This window comes from Candidatus Abyssobacteria bacterium SURF_5 (assembly GCA_003598085.1).
Taxonomy (GTDB): Bacteria; Abyssobacteria; SURF-5; order SURF-5; family SURF-5; genus SURF-5.
This window is the reverse complement of record QZKU01000122.1, coordinates 18,018-44,969: the sequence shown is the minus strand read 5'-3', so window position 1 is coordinate 44,969 and position 26,952 is coordinate 18,018. Positions and strand designations below refer to the sequence as shown.

Annotated in this window: 26 protein-coding genes and 1 pseudogene; 13 read left to right on the top strand and 14 right to left on the bottom strand. The window is 55.2% G+C overall.

All coding sequences use genetic code 11. The features are described 5' to 3' along the window. Positions 1-95: 95 nt before the first annotated feature. Positions 96-236: pseudogene (locus C4520_17890) on the bottom strand (DUF305 domain-containing protein). A gap of 283 nt (positions 237-519) precedes the next feature. Between C4520_17890 and C4520_17885 the strand changes: the two are divergent. Next, on the top strand, positions 520-846 hold the full coding sequence (locus C4520_17885; GenBank protein ID RJP17073.1) for a DUF4258 domain-containing protein: 327 nt from the start codon (positions 520-522) through the stop codon (positions 844-846). After that, positions 810-1,067, top strand: a complete 258-nt coding sequence (locus C4520_17880) for a type II toxin-antitoxin system MqsA family antitoxin (protein RJP17072.1) — start codon at positions 810-812, stop codon at positions 1,065-1,067. The genes C4520_17885 and C4520_17880 overlap by 37 nt, the downstream gene beginning before the upstream one ends. Positions 1,068-1,438: 371 nt before the next feature. Here the strand turns inward: C4520_17880 and C4520_17875 are convergent, their stop codons facing one another. The 11 genes from C4520_17875 to C4520_17825 form a co-directional block, all read right to left on the bottom strand. Continuing rightward, positions 1,439-3,280 carry a tetratricopeptide repeat protein gene (locus C4520_17875; GenBank protein RJP17071.1) on the bottom strand — a complete coding sequence of 614 codons (1,842 nt, stop codon included), beginning with the start codon at positions 3,278-3,280 and terminating at the stop codon, positions 1,439-1,441. A gap of 150 nt (positions 3,281-3,430) precedes the next feature. Next, complete coding sequence (locus C4520_17870) at positions 3,431-3,931, bottom strand: hypothetical protein (protein RJP17070.1); 501 nt, start codon at positions 3,929-3,931, stop codon at positions 3,431-3,433. 13 nt (positions 3,932-3,944) lie between these two features. Next, complete coding sequence (locus C4520_17865; protein RJP17069.1) at positions 3,945-4,580, bottom strand: hypothetical protein; 636 nt, start codon at positions 4,578-4,580, stop codon at positions 3,945-3,947. A gap of 125 nt (positions 4,581-4,705) precedes the next feature. Next, entirely contained in the window at positions 4,706-4,996 is a 291-nt protein-coding gene (locus tag C4520_17860; protein RJP17068.1) for a hypothetical protein, read from the bottom strand. A gap of 23 nt (positions 4,997-5,019) precedes the next feature. After that, entirely contained in the window at positions 5,020-7,089 is a 2,070-nt protein-coding gene (locus C4520_17855) for a serine/threonine protein kinase (protein RJP17067.1), read from the bottom strand. 36 nt (positions 7,090-7,125) lie between these two features. Next, the gene (locus C4520_17850; GenBank protein ID RJP17066.1) at positions 7,126-7,911 is read right to left on the bottom strand and encodes a hypothetical protein; all 786 of its coding nucleotides are present in this window, start codon (positions 7,909-7,911) and stop codon (positions 7,126-7,128) included. 146 nt (positions 7,912-8,057) lie between these two features. Beyond that, entirely contained in the window at positions 8,058-10,559 is a 2,502-nt protein-coding gene (locus C4520_17845) for a PAS domain S-box protein (GenBank protein ID RJP17065.1), read from the bottom strand. Between the two features lie 144 nt (positions 10,560-10,703). After that, positions 10,704-11,492 (bottom strand): alpha/beta fold hydrolase, encoded by a 789-nt coding sequence (locus C4520_17840; GenBank protein ID RJP17064.1) that lies wholly within the window; start codon positions 11,490-11,492, stop codon positions 10,704-10,706. Positions 11,493-11,551: 59 nt separating this feature from the next. After that, positions 11,552-11,773 (bottom strand): hypothetical protein, encoded by a 222-nt coding sequence (locus tag C4520_17835; protein ID RJP17063.1) that lies wholly within the window; start codon positions 11,771-11,773, stop codon positions 11,552-11,554. A 326-nt stretch (positions 11,774-12,099) separates the two neighbouring features. Beyond that, entirely contained in the window at positions 12,100-12,714 is a 615-nt protein-coding gene (locus C4520_17830) for a hypothetical protein (GenBank protein ID RJP17062.1), read from the bottom strand. A 100-nt stretch (positions 12,715-12,814) separates the two neighbouring features. Continuing rightward, a complete protein-coding gene (locus tag C4520_17825; protein ID RJP17061.1) occupies positions 12,815-13,264 on the bottom strand; it encodes a response regulator in 450 nt (149 codons plus the stop codon). A 92-nt stretch (positions 13,265-13,356) separates the two neighbouring features. Here C4520_17825 and C4520_17820 point away from each other — a divergent pair, with 92 nt between their 5' ends. Beyond that, a complete protein-coding gene (locus C4520_17820; GenBank protein RJP17060.1) occupies positions 13,357-13,602 on the top strand; it encodes a hypothetical protein in 246 nt (81 codons plus the stop codon). Positions 13,603-13,680: 78 nt separating this feature from the next. Here the strand turns inward: C4520_17820 and C4520_17815 are convergent, their stop codons facing one another. After that, positions 13,681-14,514 (bottom strand): hypothetical protein, encoded by an 834-nt coding sequence (locus tag C4520_17815; protein ID RJP17059.1) that lies wholly within the window; start codon positions 14,512-14,514, stop codon positions 13,681-13,683. A gap of 289 nt (positions 14,515-14,803) precedes the next feature. On the opposite strand from C4520_17815, the gene C4520_17810 reads away from it, so the two are divergent. The 10 genes from C4520_17810 to C4520_17765 all read left to right on the top strand — a co-directional run bounded on the left by C4520_17810 (position 14,804) and on the right by C4520_17765 (position 26,191). Then, the gene (locus tag C4520_17810) at positions 14,804-15,655 is read left to right on the top strand and encodes an alpha/beta fold hydrolase (protein ID RJP17058.1); all 852 of its coding nucleotides are present in this window, start codon (positions 14,804-14,806) and stop codon (positions 15,653-15,655) included. 63 nt (positions 15,656-15,718) lie between these two features. Continuing rightward, positions 15,719-16,675, top strand: a complete 957-nt coding sequence (locus C4520_17805) for a hypothetical protein (GenBank protein ID RJP17057.1) — start codon at positions 15,719-15,721, stop codon at positions 16,673-16,675. 74 nt (positions 16,676-16,749) lie between these two features. Continuing rightward, positions 16,750-18,144 (top strand): radical SAM protein, encoded by a 1,395-nt coding sequence (locus tag C4520_17800; GenBank protein ID RJP17056.1) that lies wholly within the window; start codon positions 16,750-16,752, stop codon positions 18,142-18,144. Between the two features lie 127 nt (positions 18,145-18,271). Next, positions 18,272-19,945 (top strand): hypothetical protein, encoded by a 1,674-nt coding sequence (locus C4520_17795; protein ID RJP17055.1) that lies wholly within the window; start codon positions 18,272-18,274, stop codon positions 19,943-19,945. An 11-nt stretch (positions 19,946-19,956) separates the two neighbouring features. Continuing rightward, positions 19,957-21,006 carry a methyltransferase domain-containing protein gene (locus C4520_17790; GenBank protein RJP17054.1) on the top strand — a complete coding sequence of 350 codons (1,050 nt, stop codon included), beginning with the start codon at positions 19,957-19,959 and terminating at the stop codon, positions 21,004-21,006. Positions 21,007-21,015: 9 nt separating this feature from the next. Beyond that, entirely contained in the window at positions 21,016-22,113 is a 1,098-nt protein-coding gene (locus tag C4520_17785) for a DUF362 domain-containing protein (protein ID RJP17053.1), read from the top strand. A gap of 49 nt (positions 22,114-22,162) precedes the next feature. Next, a complete protein-coding gene (locus C4520_17780) occupies positions 22,163-23,002 on the top strand; it encodes an alpha/beta fold hydrolase (GenBank protein ID RJP17052.1) in 840 nt (279 codons plus the stop codon). Continuing rightward, positions 22,995-23,900: a hypothetical protein gene (locus tag C4520_17775; GenBank protein ID RJP17051.1), complete on the top strand. Its 906-nt coding sequence runs from the start codon at positions 22,995-22,997 to the stop codon at positions 23,898-23,900. The genes C4520_17780 and C4520_17775 overlap by 8 nt, the downstream gene beginning before the upstream one ends. Next, positions 23,848-24,981, top strand: coding sequence for a dipeptide epimerase (locus C4520_17770; protein ID RJP17050.1), 1,134 nt, complete (start codon positions 23,848-23,850; stop codon positions 24,979-24,981). The genes C4520_17775 and C4520_17770 overlap by 53 nt, the downstream gene beginning before the upstream one ends. Before the next feature lie 385 nt (positions 24,982-25,366). After that, complete coding sequence (locus tag C4520_17765; protein ID RJP17075.1) at positions 25,367-26,191, top strand: caspase family protein; 825 nt, start codon at positions 25,367-25,369, stop codon at positions 26,189-26,191. Between the two features lie 8 nt (positions 26,192-26,199). Here the strand turns inward: C4520_17765 and C4520_17760 are convergent, their stop codons facing one another. Further along, a complete protein-coding gene (locus C4520_17760; protein ID RJP17049.1) occupies positions 26,200-26,943 on the bottom strand; it encodes a hypothetical protein in 744 nt (247 codons plus the stop codon). Between the last annotated feature and the right edge of the window lie 9 nt (positions 26,944-26,952).

Sequence of the window (26,952 nt, the reverse complement as noted above, 5' to 3'; positions counted from 1 at the left end):
AGAGAGCCAGAGAAAATGTAGTGCCTAGAGCTTTTTCTGTCTCTGTAAGTTCTTGATACAAAATAGCTTAATTTTTCAAACTGTCGAAAATGAGTCAGACGGTTCATACTGAATGTCGCGTGGTCAAGCGAGTAGACGAGTTGGTACATCAGGAAAAACATGATGAAAGTCGACGTCGCGATCATCGCCGCGAATCGGCTCCAGCTCATTCCCATCATCTGCTTTTGCTGCTCCATTATTGCTCCTCTGCTCTTATGGCTTCATTGTTGCTCCAACGTGGCGCCGCGACGAGCGGCGTTGCAAAGCCCAGCTTCTCCAACCGCCATGAGCTATTCCTGAACGAACTGCAGCACAGCCTCCCTCAATTCGTAAGTGTTGCGGTAGACTTTGCCGTAAAATGGGGGCACCTCTTCGCGATTGAAATGGGGTTCCGTTATCGAGTCTGAACGCTTCAAGACACTGAATACCGCCTCTCAGCGGAAATTGACTCTCAAGGTCCAAGAATAGTAGAATGAAGTCATGGATACCGATGAGCAAATACTTGCTCGATTACGCACGCAGGTAGAGAAGGATGAGGTGCGTGTCACTCAGCACGCTCATCAGGAAATGGTTGAAGAAGAAATTTCTCTCAACGATATTTACGAGGCTGTAGCTTCAGCCAGAATCGTTGAGAATTATCCCGAGCATCGTAGAGGAGCGTGTTGCTTAATTGCAGGTTACACCAGCAATGAAAGACCGCTTCACGTCGTTTGCACGACCGGCAAGCCTGTGCTCATAATTATTACGGCGTATGAGCCAAAACCACCGAAATGGAGGACACCATTCCAAAGGGAGCAAGGAAGATGAAATGCAGCATCAAAGGATGTCCAGGTGAGTACGAGCAGAGATTGGTCGTGCATACGGTTCGTCACAAGGGCCAGGTAATTGTCATTGACCATGTTCCGGCCGAAGTCTGCTCTGTGTGCGGGGATGTTCTTTTTAGTCCTGAGACCATCCGACGCATTGAAAAGTTGCTTCAAACTGCAGGTCATCCCACGGCGACCGTTCCTCTTTATGAATATGCTTAATCTGCGCTGAGGGGAATCGCCCATCCACATACCACGATGCGTCCGTATCCTCGATGCAGTTGATAATAGGTTGAGGTTTCAAGTTCAAGGTTCAAAGTCGAGCGGAAGGATCAAACTGGACCCTCGATCGAATCGAGGACGGTGTCTGTGAAAATCACGCCAAGGCGTGACCATGCGAGACGCTTGGCAGGCAAGGTCATGCGGAATCTGCGGATAGGTGTCTTTGTCGGCGTTCATCGGCGTGTATCGGCGGTTGAATGTAAGATAAAAAGCAAGACTGGATTCCTGTCTCCGCAGGAATGACTTCAAAGAGACGCTTCGGCGTTCATCGGCGGTTATATGAATCTGTAGAATCTGGGGGGCACGAGAACTTATCCGCGGCGGGATGGCGGCGCGCTCTCCTGAATCCGAAGAATCTCCAGATGTAAACGCTCGACCTCATCGAGCCGGCCCTGCTTCTCGTACACACGAATCAGATATTTGAGAAGCGGTAAGAGCCTGCGCTCGTCGGCTTGGGGCGCCTCTTTCAGGATTTCGACTGCTCGGAGCAACACTGCTTCGGCCTCGGCGTATTTTTCCTGGCAGAAATAGACATGTGCGAGGTTTCGAAGGGAGTAAACGACGTATTGGTGATCCGGCCCAAAGCTCTTTTCATTGAGTTCAAGCTCTCGCTGATAGAGTTCTTCGGCCTCGGCATATTCACCTTGATCATAATGCATTTTCGCTTTCCAGGTAACCACCGTCGCAAGGTCGGGGTGTTCCGGATTCAGAGACTCGAGTGCTTTCTCCGCGCGGGCGAGTAACTCGATTGCCTCCTGATATCGGCCCATTCGGACGTAGAGCGCGCCCAGGTTATTAAGTGCAAAAGCAGATCGAGGTTCGTCCCCTTTAAATGCCGTCTCGAATGTCAACAATGATCTTTTCAGAAGCATCTCGGCTTTCTCGTAGTGCTCTTGTGAAGTGTATACGGCCGCAAGATTGGCCAGATCTATCGCCACATTCGGATGATGCGCATCGAGGTCCCTCGTATCCATGTCCAACGCCCGCATGTGCATGGTTTCGGCATCAGTGTATCGTCCTTGCTGTCGATAGATTATTCCGAGCGCGGACAGGACGGACGATACTTCTTGATGATCAGGTCCGTATACTTTTTCTCCGATTGCCAGCGCTCGATTGCATAGGAATTCAGCTTCGGAAAGACGGCCATGCTTTTCATAAGCTTCGGCCAATCCAGTGAGGCTTCTCACCAGGCGCGGGTGCTGCGGATCTCTTGCTTCAGCTTCTCTTATAGATGCCGAAAACATGTTCTCGGCTTCGGTATACAGGCCACGCTCGAACGCCTTCCTACCATTAGCCGCGTATTTCTTCGAGAGCATTTCATGGCTGGTCAGTCGGATCCCGAGAAGAACTGTCGCGGCAGCAAGATAGGCGGCTGTTACGGCAAGGAGAAGAGTGCGAAAAACCTTTTTCTCATAATTTCTATCGCGCTGCGAAACGGAGTCAAGCGGCGCTTTCAATCCGCGCCACATCAATATGAATTCTGCTGCCGGGTGGACGGCGAGAAAGCAGAATGCGGAGGCGGCCGCAGCCAGGAATCTGCCGGTGCCGGTGAATTCTGCGATCGAGGCAAGAGCCCATCCGACAACCGCACTCAGGAGCAGAACGCACAGAAATTTTATTGAGTTCTCGTGCAGGCGCTCCCAGCTTTGCTCCCCATAGAACGCGAATTTCAGAGACTTTTCGAATGTTGACTTTTCATAGCGGTCAGACAGACCTCTCGCATCCAGCCCGTTTTTCAGTTCCTGAAGAAATTGGGGGAGCCGCTCAAGCGCGGGAATTTTGACGATTCCTTCAGTCGAATGGATCCTCATTTTTAATCCGAAATTCAGCGGCATAAGATCAAGCTTGACCCGGGATATCGCCTCAAATGGAATGATCTTTATGAGCCGCCGGAATTTGTATGTAAGGCCTTCGTCGGCAATCGAAACTGAAAGAGCGGCCCTTCGATGAGCAAGGAAAGTAATGACTGACAATTCAAGCAACACAATCGATGGAATTACAACGGTGAGGAGCAGATCTTGAGATGTAACACCCGAACCAGGATGCCTTCTCATTACACTTATTGCCACTAAAGCGAGGAGAATGACGAGGACGAGGCCGTCCAAGAAATGAATCCAGCGTACATTCGATCGGCAATGGTAGCTGTTATTCATTTGGTTCCCGGATGGGGCGGAGCGAGGAAATGTTCCTTCTCCAGCTTACCTGCTGAAAGAAGATATTTTCCGCTGCCACGATGAATAAGGGTTCAATGTTCCGCTTCAAAACAACCATTCGATGCAGATTTGGGGAAATACATTTGTGGCTTAAGGCTCGGCTATTCCCTGAGCGGGTTCAGGCTCGAGCGATGTCTCGGGTGCGGGCGGCTGCACCTCGCCGGAAGTCTCCGGCCCGGCCGGTTCGACTTGGGCTGGGGACCCGGGGAGGGTGGACGGTGGCGCCGTCTCAGGAGACGGCTGCGCGGGCTCAGCAGGCGGCTCCACCGGCTCGGCGGACGGCGGGACCGGCGGGCATCCATGCATCTCAAGCCCGGTTATGTGTTCCGGCTCGGGCGGCGGCAAAACAAGAAAGTAAAGCGAGCTGCCCGCAACATATGCGGGTTTGAGCAGGAAGTCCAGCCCTCGCCCGATGGTGTCTCCGATGGGATGTCCCGAGACCGCCCACGGCTCCTCCATGTAGGAGGCGGCGTTTTGTGCGGAACCGGGCGGAGCGCCCTCATTTTCCGCTTCCGCAATCGGTGTGGGAAGCGCAGCGAGAAAAAAGACAAGAAGGAAAGTAGCAAACCGGACCGGCTGAAAACTGTTCATGCGACGCTCCTGCTCATACGTATGGCCCATTTTTTCTGCTTCTGGCGGCGAATTTGGAATGCCACTGCATCAATTCGTTTACCTCGAATCGGATCGCTTTCCTCTTTCCATCGGTCACCTGACAAAAAGGAATGTCGGTTGAGTCAAGCCACTTATACACCTGCTCGATAGTAACGCCGAGCGTATGCGCTGCATCGGTTATATTCAGCAGCACCTTTCCTCTGCGGTCTTCCTTGCGGCGAAGCCAGATGCGCCTCTGAATGAGCCGTCTTTCGCCTTCGACGGGGTGATCTTCGAACCGCCTGTCGCCGAGGCGGCGATTATATTTTCTTCTTTCGGAAGCGTCTTCCTGCAGGGCGAGGGCAACGGTTACGCATGCTTTCGACTGCATCTCATCGACCGCGCCGCCTCCCAACCTCGCGCCCGGCAGTTCCCGATGAGGAACGCGGACAGGCGGCGCAGGCCTGAGAAGATCCTCGTCCTCCGTTATTATATCGACAAGCTCTTCAAGGCTGGGCTCCGGCGGCATCGGATCATCCTCGATCGCAAACTCCTCGAAGGGGATCGGCGCCGCTCTCGTCCCCAGCGCCATGACAAGCGCGCCCAGAATGAATACAAAGAGGAGGATGACCAGGAACTCCAGCGACATCTAAATCTCCATCCAGGCGTCGATTTCAAACATCCGCCAGCGTTGTCCTTCTGCGTCCATGCAGCTAGCGCGCGTGCCGATTTCCTATTCTATCTTCTTTTTTCCGGCAATTCAAATTGGATGCGTCAGGAATCGTCGAATTCCTCTTCGTCTGCCTGATCGAGCGGATACCTTCGGCCGGCGGAAGCGAAGCGCTCCCGCAAAATCCGCTGAAAGCGCCTCCCGTAAATCATGTCGAAAGTCTGCTCTGAACCGGGAAACAAGCGCACAGCCGCCTGTTTGGTCGCATTTATCAGATCGAGCGCCTGGTCAATCGTCATCTTCTCCTGGGCAAGCACCTGCGCGGAGAAATCAACGATAAAACGCAGTCTCCGAAGCTTTCGTTCTTCTTCTTCGAGACATCGCGTATGTTTCATGAAGCAAAACTTCCTTTCCCGAATCATTTGTTGTTCAGAACGATCGCCCGATACCGGAATATAATCACACTTCCCCCTTTTTGCTGACTATGAATAAGCGATATACGAGCGATTTTTTCTCCCTTATTAATTTTGGCAGCATCTTCGGCCAGCGGCAATTTCAGGACATACCAGCCTTGCTCAAGGGAGACGGTATTTTTGGGGCGGCTTATGCGGAGCTTTTCAGGAGTTTGCCTGACCTCACTGGCCAGTTGCTCCTTATCGGAATCGAAGAAGCTATATTCCATCGAGGTTCCATCGGCGAAAGAGACAAGCAACGAGGCCGTGATTCTATCGTCTCCCATAATCAATTGCCTCGCTTCCACGATCACCTCAAGCGAATGAGGAGGCTCCGAATTCAGTTCTTTTTCCAGGATAATTTCACACGGTGCTTTTTCAGGATTCTGGCTGCTGACGACCGACAGCAGTTGATCTCCAAAGGTAACGCCGGTTGTTTTGCCGCACGTCGTGCTGACGTTCCACTTCTCGTTAACGGCCAGATTGAGTACACCTTTATCTGGCGCTCCGGAATCCTTCCGCGGCTGTTCCTCTAGCACCTTGGGCGGCTGCGCGGAGTCGGACGCGGATGAAGCCGCAGGCTCATCGAGAGGGGGCGGAGACGCCGCCTGCGCCTCCCGCTCGATCTCCGCCTTATTCTCCCGGAGCGAAGCGATCTGCTTGCGGATCTGCTGCTCCTCCTGCTGGCGCTCCTCCTCGCGTCGCTGGGCTTCATTGGCCGATGCCTTCTCGGCGGGCGTCGCATAAACTATCAACTGAATCTCTTCGCGAGGTATATCCGCCAGTCCCGCGGTTGTTCTGATCTTCACCCTGTCAAGCGATTCCCCCACCACGCAGCAGTTGATCTTGTTTCCCTTTTTGAAAAGGAGGACATCCGGCCAAAAAAGATCCGGCGTCGCTTTCCTTGAACGCACCCCCTCGAGCTGGACTTCGAGCCCGGCAAGCTGCTGAGCTATGCCCGCAAGCGCCTCTGCGTCAGATGAGACAGGCTCATCCGGAGAAGCAGCGGGAGCTGCGAGTGGCGATAATGCCGGCGCCGGCGGTTCAGCCGGCTCGTACGCAGAAACGATCTCGCGCAGAGCAGGCACTTCCGGAGGAGGAGGCGCGGGTTCCGGCTTTGCCCTCATCCTGAACAAGAGCACCGCCGCCAGCACGAGAATCGCTGCTAACGCCGCAGCCGTGGACAAGTGAACGGGGCCCTTTCTCCTGGTTTGAATCGGGACGCCCGCCTTCAGCCGCCGAAGATCCTGGATCAACTCCTGGCAGTTCGCATAGCGGTCGCGCGGTTTCTTCGCCATCATCCGCTGAATGACTTTTTCGACTTCAACCGGGATCTCCGGATTGAGAGCGCGCGGCCATTCCGGCTCCAATGACTGGATTTTTTTCAGGACCATCAGTGTGGTTTCGCCCTCGAACGGCACCTTTCCCGTCAGCAGCTCATAAAAGACAACGCCGAGAGAGTAGATGTCGCTCCGTGCGCTAGCGGGCTCGGCTGCGGCCTGCTCGGGCGACATATATTCAGGAGTACCGACGATGCTTCCGTCTACTGTCAGGCGGGTGGAACGTTCCTGAAGAGCCAGTCCGAAATCAGTGACTTTGGCTCTTTTCGAGCGGTCGATAATGATGTTGCTGGGTTTGATATCGCGGTGAATTATGCCTTCTCGGTGCGCGCAGTCGAGGGCGCGGGCCACCTGCAGCACGATGTTCATCGCATTTTCAAGCGGCATGAAGCCCTCGCGGTAGATGATCTGGTCGAGAGACGGGCCCTCGAGGAACTCCATGGTGTAATAGTGGATATCGTCCTGATTGCCGATATCGTAAATCTGGACGATGTTGGGGTGATTCAATTTTGCAATGGCGCGGGCTTCGTTTTGGAATCGTTTGATGAAGGCGGTGTCGGTGGTCAGGTGTTGGGGGAGCACCTTCATCGCCACCATGCGACCGAGGGCGACCTGGTGGGCCTTGTAGACCACGCCCATCCCGCCCCTTCCCAACTCTTTGAGGATTTTGTAATTCCCGATTTCCTTGCCGATCATAAGAGTACCGGGAAGAGAGGAAGCGGCTTTATGAAATTATTCTTCGCTCGCCATCGCCTCGCGGAATTTTTCCGGCATCACGTAGCGCTCGCTTGCCGCCTCGATCTCATCCGCCCGCTGGAGCAGTTTGCCAAGGCGCTCGGTGGCCTCGGAGATTCGCTGGTTGACTTCTTCAATGCGTTTACTGAAGTCGTCGGCCTCTTCTATCGTCTCCACGGATGACATTTGCATCCGCAGCGAGTTGATCTGTTGCCGCCAGGCCGTAATCTGATCGTACAGGCTGTATATCTGCGGCTCCATTTGCCGGAGTTCCTGCGCTTGTTCGGGCGTAACCCACAGATGCTGAAAGAAAACATGCCCCTTTTTTCGCTGTTCCTGCTCAAAGAGGAGCCTGTCTTCCCGAGCCTGCCTTCGAAGTTCGAGGATGCGTTCCTTTTCCTCCGGCGTCATCCATTTGTTTTCGAATTGAATCATGCCCTTGGAGAGTTGTTCCTGTTCAAATGCACGCTCGGCCGCCCTGCGGGCATCCCGCGCCTCTATCTCCGCCCGCTCCTGCTCTCTCCATTTCCTCAGCAAGACCTGGTTCTCTTCGTCAGTAGCCTTTTCCACAAAATCTATATTGTCCCTGCTGACGGTCGACACTCCCATCTCGGTCTTGAACGTGATAAAACCGTCTTTCTCACGGATGACTACCGCAGTGCGAGAGGTGCCGCTCTTGAAATAAATTTCGTCCGCCAGCGCCGGCGAAAGGAGCGCCGCCGAAAGAAACGCCCATATAAAAAAAAGACACACACCTTTCTTCTTGAAACAATCTATGATCATACATCGTCCCTTTCCTGCTGCCCTTCAGCGGACCCCGCCTCCGCGTTCCGAAGCGGAACCCGGATGAACCGCATGGGTGCGCGTGAAGTTCTCAAACAATAGCCTCTTAATGGGTGCGCGTGAAGTTCTCAAACAATAGCCTCTTATTATTCCGGTGGCCGGAACTGGTTCTCCTCTACGGCTTCGATAGCGTTTTTCAAGTCGTCCAGAAAGAATGGTTTTTCGACGACGATCCGACGGGTCTCGGCGCAGAAGGCCCTGAAGTCTTCGCTGAGCGTATCGCCGGTGGAGAAAATGATTTTCTGCGCCAGCCCCGGATTGGACTTCGTAACTTTCTGGAAGAAGGTCTTGCCGTCCATCCCTGGCATCTTCAGATCACAGATGATGATGTCGAAGGGTTTTTTCCGCACTTTCTCCAGCGCCTCTGCGCCGTTATGTGCGCGTTCGACACTGTAATCCATTTGCGAGAAAATGTCGGTCAGAAGATCGAGGATTACCTCCTCGTCATCGACCACGAGCACGCTCGATGACTTGGAGGAGGGCTTGATTTTCTCGTCAGCTCCTTTGTCGGACGTGGACGAGCCATCAAGCGGGAGTTCGAGAGAGAAAGTGGTATGTTTGTGCGGCACGCTTTCAGTTGTGATTTGGCCCCCATGCTCTTGTATGATCCCGTATACCACGCTCAGGCCGAGGCCGGTACCGGCGCCTGGCTCCTTTGTGGTAAAGAAAGGATCGAAAATCCTGGGCAGCACCTCCTGCGGAATACCCGGTCCGTCATCCGAAACAAACACGCGCGCCCGGCCGGATGCTTCGTCGCATACGGTCCGCACATCGATGGCGCCGCCGCTCTTCGCTGTATGAATCGCCTGATGCGCGTTATTGATCAGGTTGAGGATCACCTGCTGGAGCTGGTAGTGGTCGCCGATGATGTAAAGGCCGTTCTCCTGAAGCTGAAGATTCAGTTTTATTCCGTCGAGCTGCAACTGGTAGCGCTTCAGCTCGGCCACGCTCTTGATGACCGCCTGAATGTCAATACGCTGTTTCTGCGGTTTATGGCTTCGGGAGAAGCGCAGCAGGTTCTGGATTATCTGTTTACACCGGTAGGCTGCCGTATTGATCTTTTCGAGGTCCTGGCGGTACTTGTCGTTTTCAGCCGTCTCGAGCAGGAGCTGGGTGTACCCCATGATTCCGGTGAGCGGATTGTTCAGTTCGTGCGCGATTCCCGAGATGAGCTCCCCCATTGCCGAAAGTTTTTCGGTCTGCACCAGTTTCGCCTGGGCCGACTTCAGCTTCGCCATCGATTCCTCAAGCTTGTGATTTGCCTCGACCACCGATTCGTGCAGGCGCTTGAACTCGGCTTCCCGCTTGGTTTCCTCCGTCGCGTCCCGCGCAATGCACATCTGTCCCTTGATTTCCCCGTCTTCCTCGAGAAGGGAACTATTCACTTTCAGATAAAGGTCCTCTCCCCGAGCGGTCTGTATTCGAACAGGCATGACATTGGCTCCACCGGCAGTTCCGCGGGACCACCCTTGCAAAACTTCGCTCAGGTCATCGGCGCTGATAAGCTCGGAAAAATGGCGCCCGATCCAACCCTCCGCCTTATGGCCGGTCAATTGCTCGCCGCGCTTGTTGATCGAGACAAAACGGCCCTGCATGTCGAGAATGAAGATGATATCGATTGCATTGTCGATCAGGTAACGATATCGCCGCTCCGATTTCCTCAGATCATTGTAAAGTTGGGCGTTGCGCCATGTAACGGCCGCAAGGTCGGCGAAAACCGAAAGGTTCTCAATCTCGGCGTCGGAAAACGATGAATTTGGCGGCGGGACGGCCGAAATGAAACCCACTTCGTTTTCAGGTTCGAGCATGGGAATCACCAGCATTGCGTCCACGCCCAGTTGTTTGAGCGCCTCCGGCATGTGCACGCGCCCGTCTTTCATGATGTCGCTGCTGAAGACCGGCTTCCTTTGGGTGAGCGCGATGTGGAAAAGGCCCTCCGCGTCCTCCGGCTTCCGCGGAATAGACGCAAAGGCGGCCAGAAATTCCGGCAGCTTCTTCTGTTCGATCTGGCGGAAAAGCGGGCCCGCCGCGAACTGCTTGAGCAGGAAACTATTGTTTTCTCGGTCTATCGCGTAGATGGCGACAGCCTCGGCGGCCGTCAGCTTCAATGCGCCATCGCAGATGAGCTTCAATACTTCTTCGGGGCCGATCGAGGGATTGAGGATCTGATGGATTACCTCGTCAAAAAGACCCGGGAAATCATTTCGGGCCGGCTCGAGAGGTTCTGCGGGCGAGCGACTTCTCAATCTCTTTCTGGTTTCGCAGAAAAAACGAAACACACTGCCCCAAGTGGGCGGCAAGGCTTCGTCTTTGAAGGACGACTGCATCACATTCAACGCCGCCAGCTCAAAATCATCGAGAGAGGCCAGAAGCTCTGTCTTGGTGCGGGCCTCTTGGAGAGCGGCTTCGGCCGCTTTGGATGCGCACGCGCCGATTTCCGCTCCTCCAAGACACAACATGAGATGTGAAAAAACGGACTCCAAAAAATTGCGAACCAAGGCCCTTTTTGCTGGATCCGCAATGGAAGGATTTAGGAGAGTAACTTTTTGTTCGGTTAGAATGCGCTGCAGGTATGCAAAATCATTCATAATGCCAATGCATGCAACAAGTTTATGCGGACGGATGAAGTATAAACTGTTATCGCATTATAACATAAGGGATAATGATTTTCCACTTGGGGATAAAGGGTCCAACTGAGAAGAGAGCCCTGAAGGACGAGAAAAAAAGTGTGTTCAGGCGCGCGACAAGCAGAAGTTCGTCACTTCTTCAAATAGAACGCAGCGATCCCGGTCAAGCGGCGCTTTGTGGCGGCTGTTCTCCAATACGATATACCTTTTTTCAGCGCTTGCGACGGAACGGAAGATATAATTGCCGCTCTCTCTCCAAATGACGTCGTCTCGCTGGGAATGCACGACCAGGAGCGGGGCTGTCACCCTCTTGAGGATCGGGCGCGTCAATTTCATAAGGTCGAGCAGGCACAATATGCTGCGGGAAGGATATTTGTTGTACCCGTTCAGGTACGAGCGAAGCGTTTTGTCCGACAAGCTGGTTATGCCGAACTTGGGAATATTGGCGCCGACGAGCGCTCCAAATCTGGCCGCACGTTGCAGCACGTGCTCACTCAGCACTCCTCCTCGGGGAAAAACAGGCGTGCAAATCGTCACCAACCCTTCGACATCGCGCAGGGTCGCCAGATGAATCGCGAGCAGTCCGCCCATGCTGAAGCCGACCACTACAACCGAGCCGCAGGCCTCCTTCATTTCCGCAAATTCCCGTTCAACCGTCCCGATCAACTTCTGGGAGGAGATCAAGGCGAAATCGTGAAGAGACGTCCCATGACCGGGCAGCGTCACAGAGGTCGTGGTTATCCCCTGTTCTCTCAAATAAACCGCCATCGGCTCCATTAAGGCGGCCGTATCTCCGAATCCATGCACCAGGAGGCATCCCACAGTTCCTCTTTTGAAAGAGAATGCAGGAGCCGGCGGGGCATTTTCCATAAGCATCGTTTCCGGTGGTGGCATAGAACCTCCAGCTTGCCGGTCAACGCGTCTCCGGCGATCAGCCTGCGGTCCTCTTTATCTTAATAGTAGTAATGCCCCTTGAACAGGCCGACATTCTTCAGGAATCGATACGCGCCCATAAAAGCCGCTCCCGCAATCACACTGACTGAAAACAGGCTAAGCAGCAGCGCGAATGTCGTCGCAAATTCCGTATTCATCGTGAAGCTCCTACTGGTAAAAAACGCCACAACAATCGGCACACCAACAAGCGCTAGCATGTAGATTGCTCTCGGTTTCTTCATGAGAGAGATTCCCCCAATTTTCAGAAGGTTCGTTAGGCTGACATTTGGGGTACAAGAACTGTGCCATCATTCGCAATTTTCCCGGCGAAGGGCACAACAAACTGATTCTGAACGAGTTACAGCAACCGGCGGGAATCCCTTTGCGGAAAAGTGGAGAACAAGAGGTAAACTTGGACTCGCGGGTAAGAGGCTGCTTAACGGTAACTTATTGCTCGAAAAGGAGTTAGTATGCAACTGATTTCATGCAGGCGGTGCAATTGTTTTCTTGCATTCTCAGGGGAAATATCGGATGGATGATCGGCGGCAAGGGGCGAAGTTAACCGGAATCAACCTTTAGATTCATCCTCTTTCTTACTTACCACCGTCATCTCCTCGCTGCTGCGCGTCGAATACGGCCCGCTCAGGTGCAGGCTATGGCGGCGGAGCAGCCATAACTCCGGAATTATCTCTGAGATTATCTCGCCATTGTCAAAGACACGGACGATAGAAGTTTCGGAGACAACAACAGCGACGGCGTGCGTTTCTTTTGTTATGGACGCAGCCGCCACATGGCGGCTCCCCAACCCCATGGGAAGCTCGACGCCTTCGGCGGTGGCGCTGACGTATCTGCAGGCGGAGAGGGCGATCCCATCATCAGAGATGATGAACGCGCCGTCGAGCTGGGCCAGTTCTTTCAAGGTCTCGCGCACGTCCGGATCAGTAACATGCTTTTTTTCATTCGGATGAAGGGCGAGGGGATCCAGGATGAGAGCCCTGGAACGTTTTAGCACCTGGCCCGAATCGCCGATGATAAACATGGTGCCGATTTTCCTGCCTTCCCGTCCTTCTCTTGCCAACTCGATTGCGAGCAGGATAACTTCCTCAAGAGTTCGCAGGTTGACTTCTCGTCTGATATTACAAATATCCTTCAGCAGAATGGATTCTTGTTGTTCCGCAGCCATATAACTTCCTTCGGCGAAATCCCGATCTGTTTTTTTCTTTCAGTCTCTCATGAAATTGGCAAAAAGCAAGTGCGCCTTCTTGAGGCGCCGCGGGTACGGATCACTTTTCAGAATATCCCTCTTTTAATTCGCTGCCGGCCCAAATATTGTACCAGCGCGCACACATTGGACTTGCCTTTTTTGCGGCTGCCTTGCAGATGACCTCTGCCAGGAGCTCAGTGCTGCAAGGCTTGGTCAGATACTCGAATACGTCCTCCCGCATCGCAAGCAGGGCCGATCGCATCGTGCCATAGCCGGTCAGGATGATCACCTCGAGGTCGGGCCGGATAATTTTGAAGCTGCGAAGCAGCTCATTGCCGTCAAAATCGGGCAACCGCAGATCAAGCACCGCGACATCGATGTCATTGTTCCGAATCCAGTATAAGGCCTCCTCTCCCGTTCCGACACTGGAGACTTCAAACCCGCACTTTTCCAGCAGGCCGGTCGCCAGATTCCGGAAATGCTGGTCATCATCGACAACCAGAACCTTTATCCGTCTTTCCTCGCGCATCTTCGGCCTCCTTTCTTTTCCGAATCCTTGTCCGGAGATTTTCCAACGCGGGAAGCTTTCCCGCCTTCACTCCGAACGATACGGGATCGAAAATGATTCAGCCGCGCCATCGCGTCCTGAACCGACACTGCTGCACGACTGGCGGAGACATTTCAAAAGAGTTTAATGAAGGGGGGAAAGATGAAAATGGAAATGAGACAGGGAGCTTTCAGGCCTTCCTATTCAGATCGGCACTTCTTCCCACCTTTATTAAACCACATAACGGAATGAATTTTCAAGCAAAAAAGGAATCCGCGGCAAGAGGAATCGATAGCTGTATGCTGGTGTCGCGCGCTTGAATTCGACGGGCCGGACGGTTATTTCCGGGAACAATCGAGGGTGCGAAAAAGTGGATGCGCCAGCGGGCTTTCGGTGGTTTACGAAGCCTTCTTTTCTTCTGCGGATTTCTCCGGCACCTCTGCTTCTCGCTCGCGCTTTTTGGCTTCCTCGACGGCATCGCTGACGGCGTTGTAATGGATATAACCACCGCGATGGAGGATGGTGTCTCCGATTTCGGGGTCCATCTGCATGCTCGCGACGCACGGGTAGCTGTGCCAGTATTTCGCGGTGAAGTCCTCATTAATGCTTTGCGTTACGGGTTTGCCGATGAGGTTCTTTGCAACGAAATACGTACAGCCGCATGGCGCGCAGCAGTCAACCTGTGTGTTGACGATCTTGCCGTCGTGGACAAAAATCTGGATCTTCGGTTTTCCGATTTTGAACCTGTGGATGAACTCATTGATAAAAGGGTGCTCCGCCGCTTCTTCCAGCGCGCAGAACGGCTTCGGGAAGGCCGTTTCGAGCCCGAGGTCTTTACACAATTCGGTTACGCGCCGTCGGCAACCGCGGCCGAGCCAATCGGGCGCCTCCGCCGGCACGATGAGCGCTTTTGCCCCAGCTTTTTTTGCAAGAGCCGGGATATCGGTGAGAAGATCCTCATGGACATTCAGCGCGATGGTAACATCGTGCTCCGGCAGCTCGGGCGGCAAATACTGGTCCGAATCATCGGCAAACATCGGCAGCTCAATCGGCAGTTTCAGCACACCGACCACGTTTCTGGAAAAATCGATGCGTGCGCTGTAGCGGCAGTGGTCGCAGTCTTCCCCGCAGCCAATGCACAAACTCGGATCGTCAACGAGATGTTTTACGAAGCGGGAAGGATAGCCGTCATCGAAGAGTTTGCAGAAGGGCTCTGCTTTCTTCGGCCTCATCTTGTCAGGACAGATAATAAATACCCTCACTGTTCCTCCCGTTCATGCCCTCAGAAGATATTCACCCATTTCTATACTGCCAGAATCGGCCCCAATTGGCAAGGCGAGCGGGCAAAAGCCGGACGGAGCAAACAGTCCCCCATCTGTTGTGCTGTCACCGATTCCCCCCCGTTTTCGTATAATGTTTCATTTGCTTTTTCTGGTAAAATGTGGTAAGCTTGGCCGATTGAAGCTGATCAAATTCCGAGAATGAGAGCTGCCAAGGCGGCGTTGCCGCCGACAGAGAAAGATGGTCTTGTCGGCGTCCGAATTTACAAATGACGTCCCCTTCAATAAAAAGATTTCAACCTTCTGGCAGAGATCGCGAACTGTAGCCAGAGGACATTCTCCCTATACGCTTGGGAAAGGCGAACGGGCGTTCCTGCTCGTGCATGGAATCGCCGGCTCTCCCGCCCAGATGAGAAAACTTGCCGAGTTTCTTGACCAATTAGGCTTTACCGCACGAGCGATGTTGTTGCCGGGGCATGGCACCCACCCGGATGACCTCGAAGGGGTCGTATGGCAGGACTGGTACGAAGCCGTTCATGACGAGTTTTGCGAGTTGCGGAAACGCCATCAGGAAGTAAGTCTTGCCGGATTCTCGATTGGGGCGGCGCTGTCGGCACATTATGCGGCGCACAATCCAGTGGATCGGCTGATCCTGTTGAGCCTTCCGCTCTGTCCGCTCAACGACAGGTTTCCGACGGACCTGATGTTGCGGATTTACTGGGCGTTTTTCAAGCAGGTCAAGGGGAATCCCGAGGCGATTACAGGGGCAGACGGCGAACCATTCTATTTTGTCTATGAGCGTGTTCCGACGGCAATCCTGCATACCATGTCCGAATTAATACGGATCGTCAAGCATCGGCTCGACCGTGTCACCGCGCCCACATTGCTGATCCAATCGAAGTGCGACAGAATATCCGGAGCAAAGAGCGGCCCGCTCGCGTTCCGACAGATCGGCTCGGATCAGAAACGGTTGGTGATGCTCGAGAGGAGCGGACACAACGTCATCCTGGATGACGACCAGCCTCAGGTGTTTCAGGAGATCAGGAAATTTATGAGCGTTCCCCGGGCCGATGTCTCCGGAAAGCTCCTCTAGAGGAAGGCGGCGTGATGACGCATAGTAAAAGAATGGAGCATTCAAAGTAAAGAAGTAAAAGCAATGAACGTGAAAATGAAAGGCGTTGTCGCCGTCCTGATTTTTCTTTCGCTTTCTGCCGCAGGCATAAGCAGCATGGCTTCTCTTCCCGCTTCTGAAGACACAGGACGTCCTGATGGACGTGTGGTTGCCATACTGTTTTCGGTCTGGCAAACCGAGGATGCCAAAAAACATTTCCGGGACGTCCCGAACCTGGACTTGCTGGAAGTCAATGGCAAGCCGATGATCGAGCACGTCTACGACGCGCTTCGCAGTTCGAGGCACGTTGACAAAATAGTCGTCTTTGCGGCTCCGGAGGTTGAGAGACGCTTGAAGCTGACAGATGATCCGGGAACGTCCTTTATTGAGGATCGGGGAGACGCGGCCGCGAACCTTCAGTTCGGCGTAGGTGAAGTCGAAAAGGGCGACCTGGTGATGTTCATTCCATCCGACCTTGCCCTGGTGACGTCGGAAGGTTTGGACGAGTTGATCGATCGCGTCCTGGATGAAAGATCGGTCGATCTCGTCTTTCCTCTCGTGAGTCGACAGCAATGCGAGCGGCAATACCCGGAGGAGGCTCGCACGTATGGGCATTTTCGGGAGGGCCAGTTTACGGGCGCGCATGTGGAGTTCCTGCGACCGGACCTGTTTCTGGACAATCCCGACGAGGTGCGGGCACAGAAAGACAATCTGTACAATTTGTACTACATGCGCAAGAGCACGCTCGGCGCAGCGCGATTTCTCGGCGTCAAGCTGACGTTGAAGTACGTTTTTGGCTCACTTTCGATTCAGGACCTCGAGCGGCACGTCCTCGAAAAATATGAAGTGACCGCGAAGGCGATTCTGTGGGACGATGCCGATCTCGCCACGGATTTGAGTGAGCCGTCGGACGTGCAGATGATAAGCCGCGCGCTGCAGCAAAGAGCGGCGGCGCAGTTACGTACCCCCCCGGCACGCGGCGCTGTGAGCGGCCGGAGTTGACCCAAGACAGAGACGTGCGCTGGAAGGCCTGGGCGACCATTTAAAAATCCTGCTCTGAGGCCTGAGCAGGTTACATGAGAAACAGGAGGGCGAACGTAATGAATGTGGACCGGACCATGGCTTACATGAAGGCGAAAGGCCTTTCCTATCTTCTTCCGGCAGTCACGGGAAACGGGAAAGTCTTGGAAACCCTCATCGATACCCTGAGGAACAGGGCAAAGGCGAAAGCGCTCGCGGTCAGGAAAAATCAGGATCCGGAAAAGCAGCAGATCGCCGGCGAGAGCATGGACATGTTCTTCGAGATGGTCAAGCGGAACTTGCCGAGGCTCTCGTCGCAGACGCAGCGCAGGCTGGCCTTTAACATGTTTTTCAACCATCTCACCTTGGGGCAGGAGGTCCGCGATCAATATACCGCTACTTACGGAGAGCCCCCGCCGTTCCTCCTGGTAATCAGCCCCAGCATGAAATGCAACCTCAAATGTTTCGGCTGTTACGCCGCCGAATATGATAAGACACAGGAGCTGAGCCGCGAAGAAGTCAGCCGGATTATCAGGGAAGCGAAAGAGGAACTGGGCGTTTATTTCATCACCATATCCGGGGGCGAACCGACAATCTGGCCTCACCTGTTTGATATCGCCGAGGAACACAACGACGTTTTCTTCCAGGTCTACACGCATGGAATGATGATCGATGACGCTATGGCAAAGAAAATGGCGCGGCTCGGAAACGTGCATCCCGCCATCAGCATTGAAGGCGGCCCTCGCGAGACCGACGACCGGCGCGGCAAAAACGCCTATGCCCGTATTCTTGCGGCGATGGACAGGCTGAAACGGGAAGGCGTACTGTTCGGGTTCTCCGTGACGCACACCACGAAGAACCATCATGCCATCATAAATGAAGAATTCATCGACGAACTGGTCCGGCACGGTCCGGCCTTCGGCTGGTATTTTCAATACCTGCCGACCGGCCGCAATCCCGACCCCGCTCTGATTCCCACGGCGCGGCAGCGGCTGGAGCGATTTGAGGCCGTCGAAAAATTTCGCAGGACCAGACCCATTGTGGTCTACGATTTCTGGAATGACGGCGAGGCCACCGAAGGATGCCTGGCGTGGGGGCGAAAGTACCTGCATGTCACCCCGAGCGGGATGGTCGAGCCGTGTGTCTTCATTCACATGGCTACCCATAACATCCGCGATCATTCGCTCGTGGAGATTCTGAACTCGCCGTGCTTCAAGGAAGCCCGCTCCATGCAGCCGTTCAACGAGGATCATCGCCGCCCGTGCTGCATAATCGACAATCCGGAGAAGCTGCAGCTTCTGTACGAGAAGTATCACCTGACTCCGACGCATGAAGGCGGCGAACGTATCGTGACGGAGTTACACGACACATTGGTGCGCAATTGCCGGGCGTATCAGGACGAGCTTGAACGCCTTGATGCCGCCCGGCAGAAGGTCGTGCATTCGGCCTGAGCAGTCGTCCCCGCGGCGCCGGCGCGGCACGAGGCCTCGTGCAGGGGCCGATGCAGCAGCCGGCGGCGTTTTATGTTGAAGAGGCGGAGCTCGACGCTCCGCCTCTTTTTCGCGAAGACGCGGCAAGATGATCGACCACCTGCTCTTCCTCTATCTCAGAACCGTTCTCAGCCGCTCGTGGAACGAGCTGATGGACGCCACGCACCAGCCCGCCCGCATGCAGGCGAACCGACTGATGGACATCCTCTCTCGAAACCGGGATACAGCCTTCGGACGGGAACATTCCTTCTCGATCATTCGCTCGCTCGCCGATTTTCGGGAGCTCGTGCCCGTGCGGCCATACGAGGAATTCGAGCCATACATCGAGCGCCTTCAATGCGGCGAACGGCAGGTGCTCACCAAGGAAGAACCGGAAATGTTCGGCCGTACGAGCGGCACGACGAGCGATCCCAAATTCATCCCGATAACCCCCTCCTTCTACGAAGAATTCTCGAAGACGCAAAAGATGTGGCAACGCAAACTCCTGGCCGACCACCGCCGCATGGCGCGCGGCAAGATTCTCTCCGTGATGAGCGCCGAAATCGAAGGGTACACCGAGTGCGGGATTCCGTACGGAGCGATGAGCGGCCACAGCTACCAGTTGCAGTATCCCCTGACCCAGCAAATGTACGCGGTGCCGTACGAAGTGATGTGCTTGAAGGACTTCGAGGCAAAGTATTATCTTGTCCTGCGGCTCGCGCTCGAGCGGAACGTGACTGCTATCGCGGCGCTCAATCCGAGCACCATTGTGCTCCTGATGAAGAAGGTCAATCTTCACGCCGACGAACTCATTCGAGATATCGCCGATGGTTCTCTCCGGCAGGATATCGACATCCCGCGGCGGCTGCGGAGCCATATCGAGTATGCGCTCCGTCCCAACAGGCGGCGAGCGCGCGAACTCGAGGCGCTCAGGCGCAAGGATGCGCTGCTCAAGGGGAGCGATCTGTGGGGAGAGCTTGAAGTCATCACGACATGGCAGGGCGGCTCGGCCGGTTTTTACATCAGCCGGCTGTCAGAATATTTCCCCGAGGTTCCCCTTCGCGATATGGGATTGATAGCAACGGAAGCATACTGCTCGATTCCGCTGTGGTCGAACACGCCGAGGGGGCTGCTTGCGATAACGGGTCATTTTTTCGAATTCTTCGAGGTTGGAGAGGACGGCGGCCGCCGTGGGAAACCGCTGGGGCCCGAAGAGGTGGAGATCGGGCGAGAATACTATCTGGTGATCACGACGTCGGGCGGGCTGTACCGATATGATATTCAGGATATCGTCAAAGTGGTCGACCGGTTCAACAGGACCCCGGTCATCGTGTTTCAACGCAAGGGGGGGAACACGGTATCGATAACTGGGGAGAAGCTCACGGAAACCCAGGTGACGGAGGCGGTTGGCCGGGGCGCCGCGGCGCTTGCCGTTCCAATAGACGATTTCGTGTTGACACTCCGGCTCAGCGAGCCGCCGGCGTACGTACTGCTGGTCGAGACGCCGGAACGAAACGAGCGACTGCTCCGGAATCTGCTTGATCGTTTTGAGCGCGAGCTGCGGCTGCAGAATATCGAATACGCCGGCAAGCGTGATTCTCAGCGGCTGGGTCATCCATCTCTATGCATCGTTGAAAACGGCTGCTTCGAGCAGTGCCGAAAACGGCGGGTCGAAAGCGGGGCGCCGGACGGCCAGTATAAAATCGCCCGGCTCATGTATAATAGTGAAAACCTCAAACTCCGAATCGTATCTGAAATCAAATCAGGCGGGCAGGCGCTGTAAAGAGGGCGGGAATGAATCCGATACTCGAGCAAATCCGCTTCATGCATAAAATCGGAGGAATCGGCCGTCTCTTGCGGCTGAGAAAGAAGCATGCTCTCGGGTTGAAACTTATCAGGGGATATGCCGCCACCACCTGTTTCTGGACGCTCTCGAATGTTGGTTTGCTCGATAACCTGCTGGAAAAGGGCGCGGTCGATTTGAAGGAATTTGCGCAGGCAAACAAGCTGGACCTCGAGACGCTCAGATCGATCTGCGAATATCTCGACGGCATCAAGGTCCTCGACTGCGAGAACGACCGCTGCATGCTGGACGTGAATGGCAAAATTCTGCTCGAGGAGCCACGAGGACTGTTTGATCTTCTCTATGGATACGAGCCGGTTTTCACGAAACTTGAAGCGCTCGCGCGCTCGCAGGAAAAGTACGGGCGCGACGTTATCCGTCGCGGCGACGCGGTCGCCAAAGGCAGTGGCGAATTAGGGCGGCAGTTCCCTTTCCTCGCGATGCGCCAGATGGTGTACGATCACGGGTTTCGCCGCGTCCTCGATCTCGGGTGCGGCGACCTCGAGTTTGTCTTCCTCCTCTGCGAGAGGGCCGGGATAACCGCAGCGGGCGTCGATAGTGATCCTGCGGCAATCGAATGCGCGCGCCGGCGGCTTGAGGACGGCGCGTCCTGCAGCGGCCGCGTGACCGTCTCGCGGGCTGATATGTTCGACGTCGAGCATCTTGCGGAACTGTTTCCCGATATCGACGCAATCACCGCAATCGATGTTCTCCATGAATACGTTTATGGAGGGGTTCAGCCGGTGATCAAGCTTCTCGGGGAGTACAAGAGAAATTTTCCTCAATCCGCGTTGGTGGTGGCTGAATTCTTCAAACTGCCGCGCGTGTGGCTGAGGAGGATTCCAACCACCACACTGGAGCATCATCTTTTCCACTCGCTCACGAAGCAGGAGATCCTTCCCATCGGTCAATGGATTGACCTCTTTCAAAAGAGCGGGTATGGAATCGTAGATAAGAAGCTCGTGCACGGGATCGGGCACGCATATTTTGTATTGAGATAAGGGGTGCGTATGGGGACAGTGGCGGTGTATGACGCCGACTATTCGAGTGCGGCGGAGGTTATTGAGAAGGCTTTTTCCGACTTTGGAGTGAACCTCGAAAACAAGAATGTTGTCATCAAGCCGAACGTCATCGGACCGTTCGGGGTCAGCCGTGCGATAACAACACATCCCTCGGTGGTCGCCGGCGTGGTCAAGGCGGTCGCGGCCCGGCGGCCGGCGCGGATTGTCGTTGGCGACAATCCCGGCGTGCGCGGGTATGGATTGAATAAAACGAGCGCGCAGAGAAGCGGCCTCCTCGATGTGTGCTCCGATTATTACGTCAACCTCAGCGAAGAAGGCGTCTCGGCGCCGATGAAGTCGCGGTTCACCGACAAGGTGACTATTTCGCGCACATTCCTCGAAACCGATTTCTACATCTCGATTCCAAAATTCAAGACGCACATGCTCACCCATATAACCGGCGCGATCAAGAACAGCTTCGGGATGCTGGTGGGCGGGCAGAAGACGGCGATTCACCGCCTTGCTCAGTCGTGCGAAACCTTTTCCGAAGCGCTCGTGGATATCTATCAGCTTCGCGCGCCCGACCTGGTGGTGATGGACGCCGTCATCGGGATGGAAGGGAAGGGGCCTTCCTCCGAGGACTTGCGGGAAATCGGCAAAATCATCGTGAGTGATAACGGGGTCGAGCTGGATGCCGTGATGGCGGTGATGATGGGCATGGACCCTGTTCGCGTTCCGATGCTGCAATTGGCGCAAGAACGCGGGCTCGGGCGGATTTCCCTCGGTTCGATCAAGACGGTCGGGCCGATCGCGCAAATTGAAAATTTCAAATTGCCGTCAAAGATGATGAGGGGTCCGGTCGGCTTCATCCTGTGGCACCTGCTCACGCATCTGATGACCAGCCGACCGGTGCCGATAGAAGATAAATGCAGCAAGTGCGGAATTTGCGAGCAGCATTGCCCGGTGGGAGCGATTCAATTGAAGCCGTATCCGACCGTCAACCCGGAGCGGTGCATCTCGTGCTTCTGCTGTATGGAGCTCTGCCCGAATAGCGCGCTGGACGTCACCAACAAAGTCAAGCGGTATCGCGGGCGATTCAAGTATTAAGTGGTTGCGTTCTTCGCCGGATCATGTCCGGCTCCTTCCCTTGAGCGTGATGAGCATGTCGGCAACCGTGGGCGAATACAGGACACAGGATGGCTGTTCGCTGAAATATCGTTGTTGGCCGGCGGACTCCCAAACGGATGCGCTCATTTATCTGCATGGCATCGAGAGCCATTCCGAATGGTTCGCCGAGTGCGCCCGTCATATCAGCGGTATGGGGATCGGCGTGTATGCGCTCGATAGGCGCGGCTCGGGTATGAATAGCATGGAACGCGGCCATTGCAGCAGTTACAGGCGGCTGCTGCTCGATGTGCTCGACTTCGCCTGCGGCATATCCGGCCGACACGACCGGTTGCATTGCGCCGGCCTCTCGTGGGGCGGCAAGCTTGCGGCCGCCGTCGCTTCCGCATATCCCGCCCTTTTTGCTTCTCTGACACTTATCGCGCCCGGCATTTTTCCGCGGGTTGCGCCCGCTCCCGGCGAAAAAGCGCGAATCGCTTTTGATGCGCTCTTTCGCCCGCGCGCATTGCACCCGATCCCCATCAAGGACGCGATGTTCACGTCGATGCCCGAGCGCCTCGCCTATATCGCGAACGATCCGCTGCGGCTGCGCCGGGTAACGGCTTCCTTTTATCGCGAGAGCTTCAAGATCGATCGCCTCCTGAGGAAGCGCAACTACCAGTGGAAGACCCCGACGCAGGTGCTCCTTGCCGAGCACGATCGGATCATCGATAACGAGAAGCTGCAAACGATATTCGATTCGCTGGAGATGGAGCACAAAAGAATCCTATTATACAAGGGGTGCAACCATTCCGTGCAGTTCGAAAGGCCAGGCGAGGTGGCGCGGGATATCGTGGAGTGGATCGGGGAGGTTCGACAGACAGATGATTGAGTATCTGGTATACCTCGGAGCGGTTTTCCTGGCGACGGTCTTCCCGTTGAACCAGCTTTACTGGATCGCGCGGAGACTCGCCGATATTCACCGTTTTTTCGACCGGCGCGGCAGGGAGTCGGTGCGGGCGAATCTTCGCGTTATCCGGCCCGATCTGGAAGGCAGGGCGCTGGACGAGGCGATCAAGCAAACTTATTATCATTTCAGCCTGTATCTCGCTGAGTTTTTCCGCATGCCCAAGCTCGACAGGCGGTACCTCGATTCTCATATCCGCACCGAGGGCATGAAGAATATCGATGACAGCCTGAAGAAAGGGAAGGGAGTCGTCGTCGTCTCCGCTCATTACAGCAATTGGGAGTTGGGACTGGCTTATTTTGCAATGTGCGGATATCCGGCCTACGGCATCATCGCGCCGCACAAAAACAAGAAAGTGAACGATCTGTTTGTGAAACCGCGCCTTGAAGCGGGTGTCGGCATCATTTTCACATCGAATGCAATCGACGGAGGCTATCAGGTTCTCCGCGAGAACGGCATCCTCTGCGTGCTGGGGGATCGCGTCACAACGAAGGGCGGAATTGACGTGCAGTTCTTCGGGCGCACCACAACTTTTCCGAAGGGGCCGGCCAAGTTTGCTCTTCGCGCGCAGGCGCCGGTGGTGCCGGCATACATCATCCGGTTTCCGGATAATCGTTTCACGTTTGTCTTTGACGAACCGATCGAAACGGAGGGGCTGCCCGATACCGACGAGTCCCTGCGCTTCCTGATGAAGCGATACATCGAGCGCCTGGAACAATACATTCGGCGCGACCCGACGCAGTACGGCGTCTTTTACAGGATCTGGAAGGATGCGGATAGTTCAGTTCGAAATCTACAGGATCAGGATTCCGTTCAAGCATAGATATGTGCACGCCGAAGCCGGTCGCGAAGAGGCGGAAAATATCATTGTGCGGATTCGTTCCGATAATGCGTTGAGCGGCGCCGGCGAAACAATTCCCCGCGCCTATCTCACCGGCGAAACCCTCTCTTCCGTGATGGACACCCTCAAAACCACCTTCGGCCCGCAAGTCGTCGGCGCGAAGTTCACCAGTTTCGAGGACGTCTCGCATTTTCTCCCCGAGCTCATGCGTGCGGGCGGTGAAGGCTCGATCGAGGCCGCATTCTGCGCCGTCGATCTTGCGCTCTTCGATCTTGCCGGCAAAGAATTCTTGAGGTCGGTCCTCGATTTTCGCGGCGGACCGAAAAAGAAAAACATTCATTATACCGGCCCGGTCTCCGCGGATGGCAGATGGTCCACCGCACGGGCCGCTCTTAAATTGAGGCTGGCTCGCTTCTCGCAGCTCAAGGTGAAGGTGGGCGTGGGCGACGACGAGGCGCGCCTCTCAGCCATTCGGAGGGTGATGGGCGCCAAGGTCGATATCCGGATCGACGCGAACTGCGCCTGGGGACCGGAAGAAGCGGTGGCAAAGATCAGGAAGTTGCAGCGCTTCAACATCTCTTCCGTCGAGCAGCCGGTCGGCCAAAAGGATATCGAAGGAATGCGCTACGTGCGCGAGCGCTGCAATGTGCCGGTGATGGCCGATGAATCCCTCTGCAGCATCAGCGACGCCAACCTGTTGGCCGACATGGGCGCATGCGATATTTTTAATGTGCGGCTCGCGAAGTGCGGCGGAATCACCGGCTGTCTGAAGATCATCGAGATCGCGCGCCGCCGCGGCCTCAAGTTCCAGCTCGGCTGCCTTGTCGGCGAGACTTCCATTCTTGCCGCCGCCGGAAGACATCTCGCATTCGCAGTTCCCGATTTCATTCATCTCGAGGGCTCATACAACCGGCACTTGCTCGAAGCCGACATCGCGCATCCGCGACTCGGATTCGGCTTCAACGGGTCCGCCGCCCCGTTGGGCGGTTATGGACTCGGCGTGCATCTGGACGAGACAGCACTGCAAAGGTGTGCGGTTGAGCGGCTCAGTGTTGGAAGGTAGCTCGATCGCATTGCCGCGCGTGGTCTAACCCGCAGTCGACGAGTCTGCCTGTTTCCGAGAAAATCGCCGCTTAAAGGTTTCGGAGTTTCCCGGCCGCTCTCTCCACCGCAGCGGCGGCATCGGAATCATCCTCCCTCCGCTTGTTCCAAATCCATTGCTTACCGGCTAAGAGTTTTTTGTTGACAAATTAATTAATGCGAAATATATTATTTTCACCATTTTGGCTCCTGGAGGATAGGCCGCGAACCGGAACCGCGGGCAAGGGCCGTGATGGGGCGGCTTATTACAGAAGCAGAAGGCGGTGGATCCCTTTTCCGGGAAGTTCTGCGCGGGCATGCCGCGCAGTGGAAATATTGGCGCGGGCTCAAGAGAAGGAGAAGAAGCCATGATCAAGAACAGCAAGAATGCGCTCTGTATCGGGATCAACGATTATCCGGGCACCGGCAGCGACTTATCCGGCTGTGTCAACGACGCCAACGACTGGGCGGACGTCCTGAAGGGCCGCGGTTTCACGGTGCAGCGGATACTGAACAAGGATGCGACCGGAGAGGTGATGCGTTCCTCGATCAGAGAACTGATACGGGCGGCGAAAAAGGGTGACAGCGTGATAATCACATATTCGGGGCATGGCTCATTCGTTCCCGATCTGGACGGCGATGAGCCGGACGGCACCGATGAATGCCTCTGTCCGCACGATATCAGCAGCAATGGGCCGATCACCGACGACGATCTTTTTGAGCTTTACAGCGCGGGCCAGCGAGGGGTTAAAACGGTCATGATCTCCGATTCCTGCCATTCCGGCTCGGTCACCAGATTCGCTCCCATCAGCACACCTCCCACAACCCGAAGCAAGGATGCCCCGCAAAGAAAGGTTCGCTTTCTCCCGCCCGAGACGTACCTTTCCAAGCGGGAGTTTGCAAAGTTGGGGAAGAGGCGAGCCCGGCGCGTCTCCAGTCCTCCCGGCCGCTATGCCGCTCTCTTGCTGGCGGGCTGTCAGGACACTGAATACAGCTACGACGCCTGGTTTGAAGGAAGGGCCAACGGCGCATTCAGTTTTGTCGCTCTGAGCGCTCTTTCCTCACTGAAAGAAAACGCGACGTACGGGGACTGGTTCAACGCAATTCGCGCGAAGCTGCCGTCTCAGCAGTATCCGCAGACGCCGAACCTCTATGGTTCCAGGCAGATGAAACGGTGGAGGGTGTTACAATAGCATAATCATTACAATTTCCTGAAGCTTCTCATTCCCGCTCCAATTGCGAGGGCGCAGAAAGTGAGAAGAATGAGAAAGTCGAGGTGAATGGGGAACTGGTTTATGCCGAGGATGATCCCGCGGAGCGCATCCACTCCGTAAGTGAGCGGGTTCACGTACGTCAGGGTCAGGAGCCAGGAGGGCAGATTTGAAGCGGGGAAGAGAGCGCCGCTGAAGAAAAACATCGGCCACAGCACAAATCCAATCATCAGGTTGAACCCTTCGGGGCTTTTCATGTTGGCGCCGATCAACAGCCCGATGCTCGTCATGACCATCGAGATCATCAGGAGCATGAGGAACGCGGCCAGAAACGTGAGCGGCCCGAGTGGAACGTTGATGACGAATCCAATGAGCAGGATGAAGGTCGCCTGGATCATCGCGTCTGTCGCGCCGCCAAGCATCTTGCCGGTAAACACGCTCGCCCTGGTTATCGGCGCTACCAGCACTTCCTTCAGAAAATCGAGCTTTCTGTCCCAGATGATGTAGACCCCATAGAACAACGAGGTGAACAGCACCGCCATCACCGCAATGCCGGGGTAGATGAAGATCTGGTAGCGGTATCCCTCGATATCCATTTGGGTTCCGAAGCCGGCGCCGAAGACGAATATCCACAGCAGCGGGGAGATCACGGAAGAAACGAGGCGCTCCTTTTCCCGGAAATAGATTTTAATTTCGCGCAGCCAGATCGCAAAGATGCCTTCGATTTCGTTCATCGTTCCGTC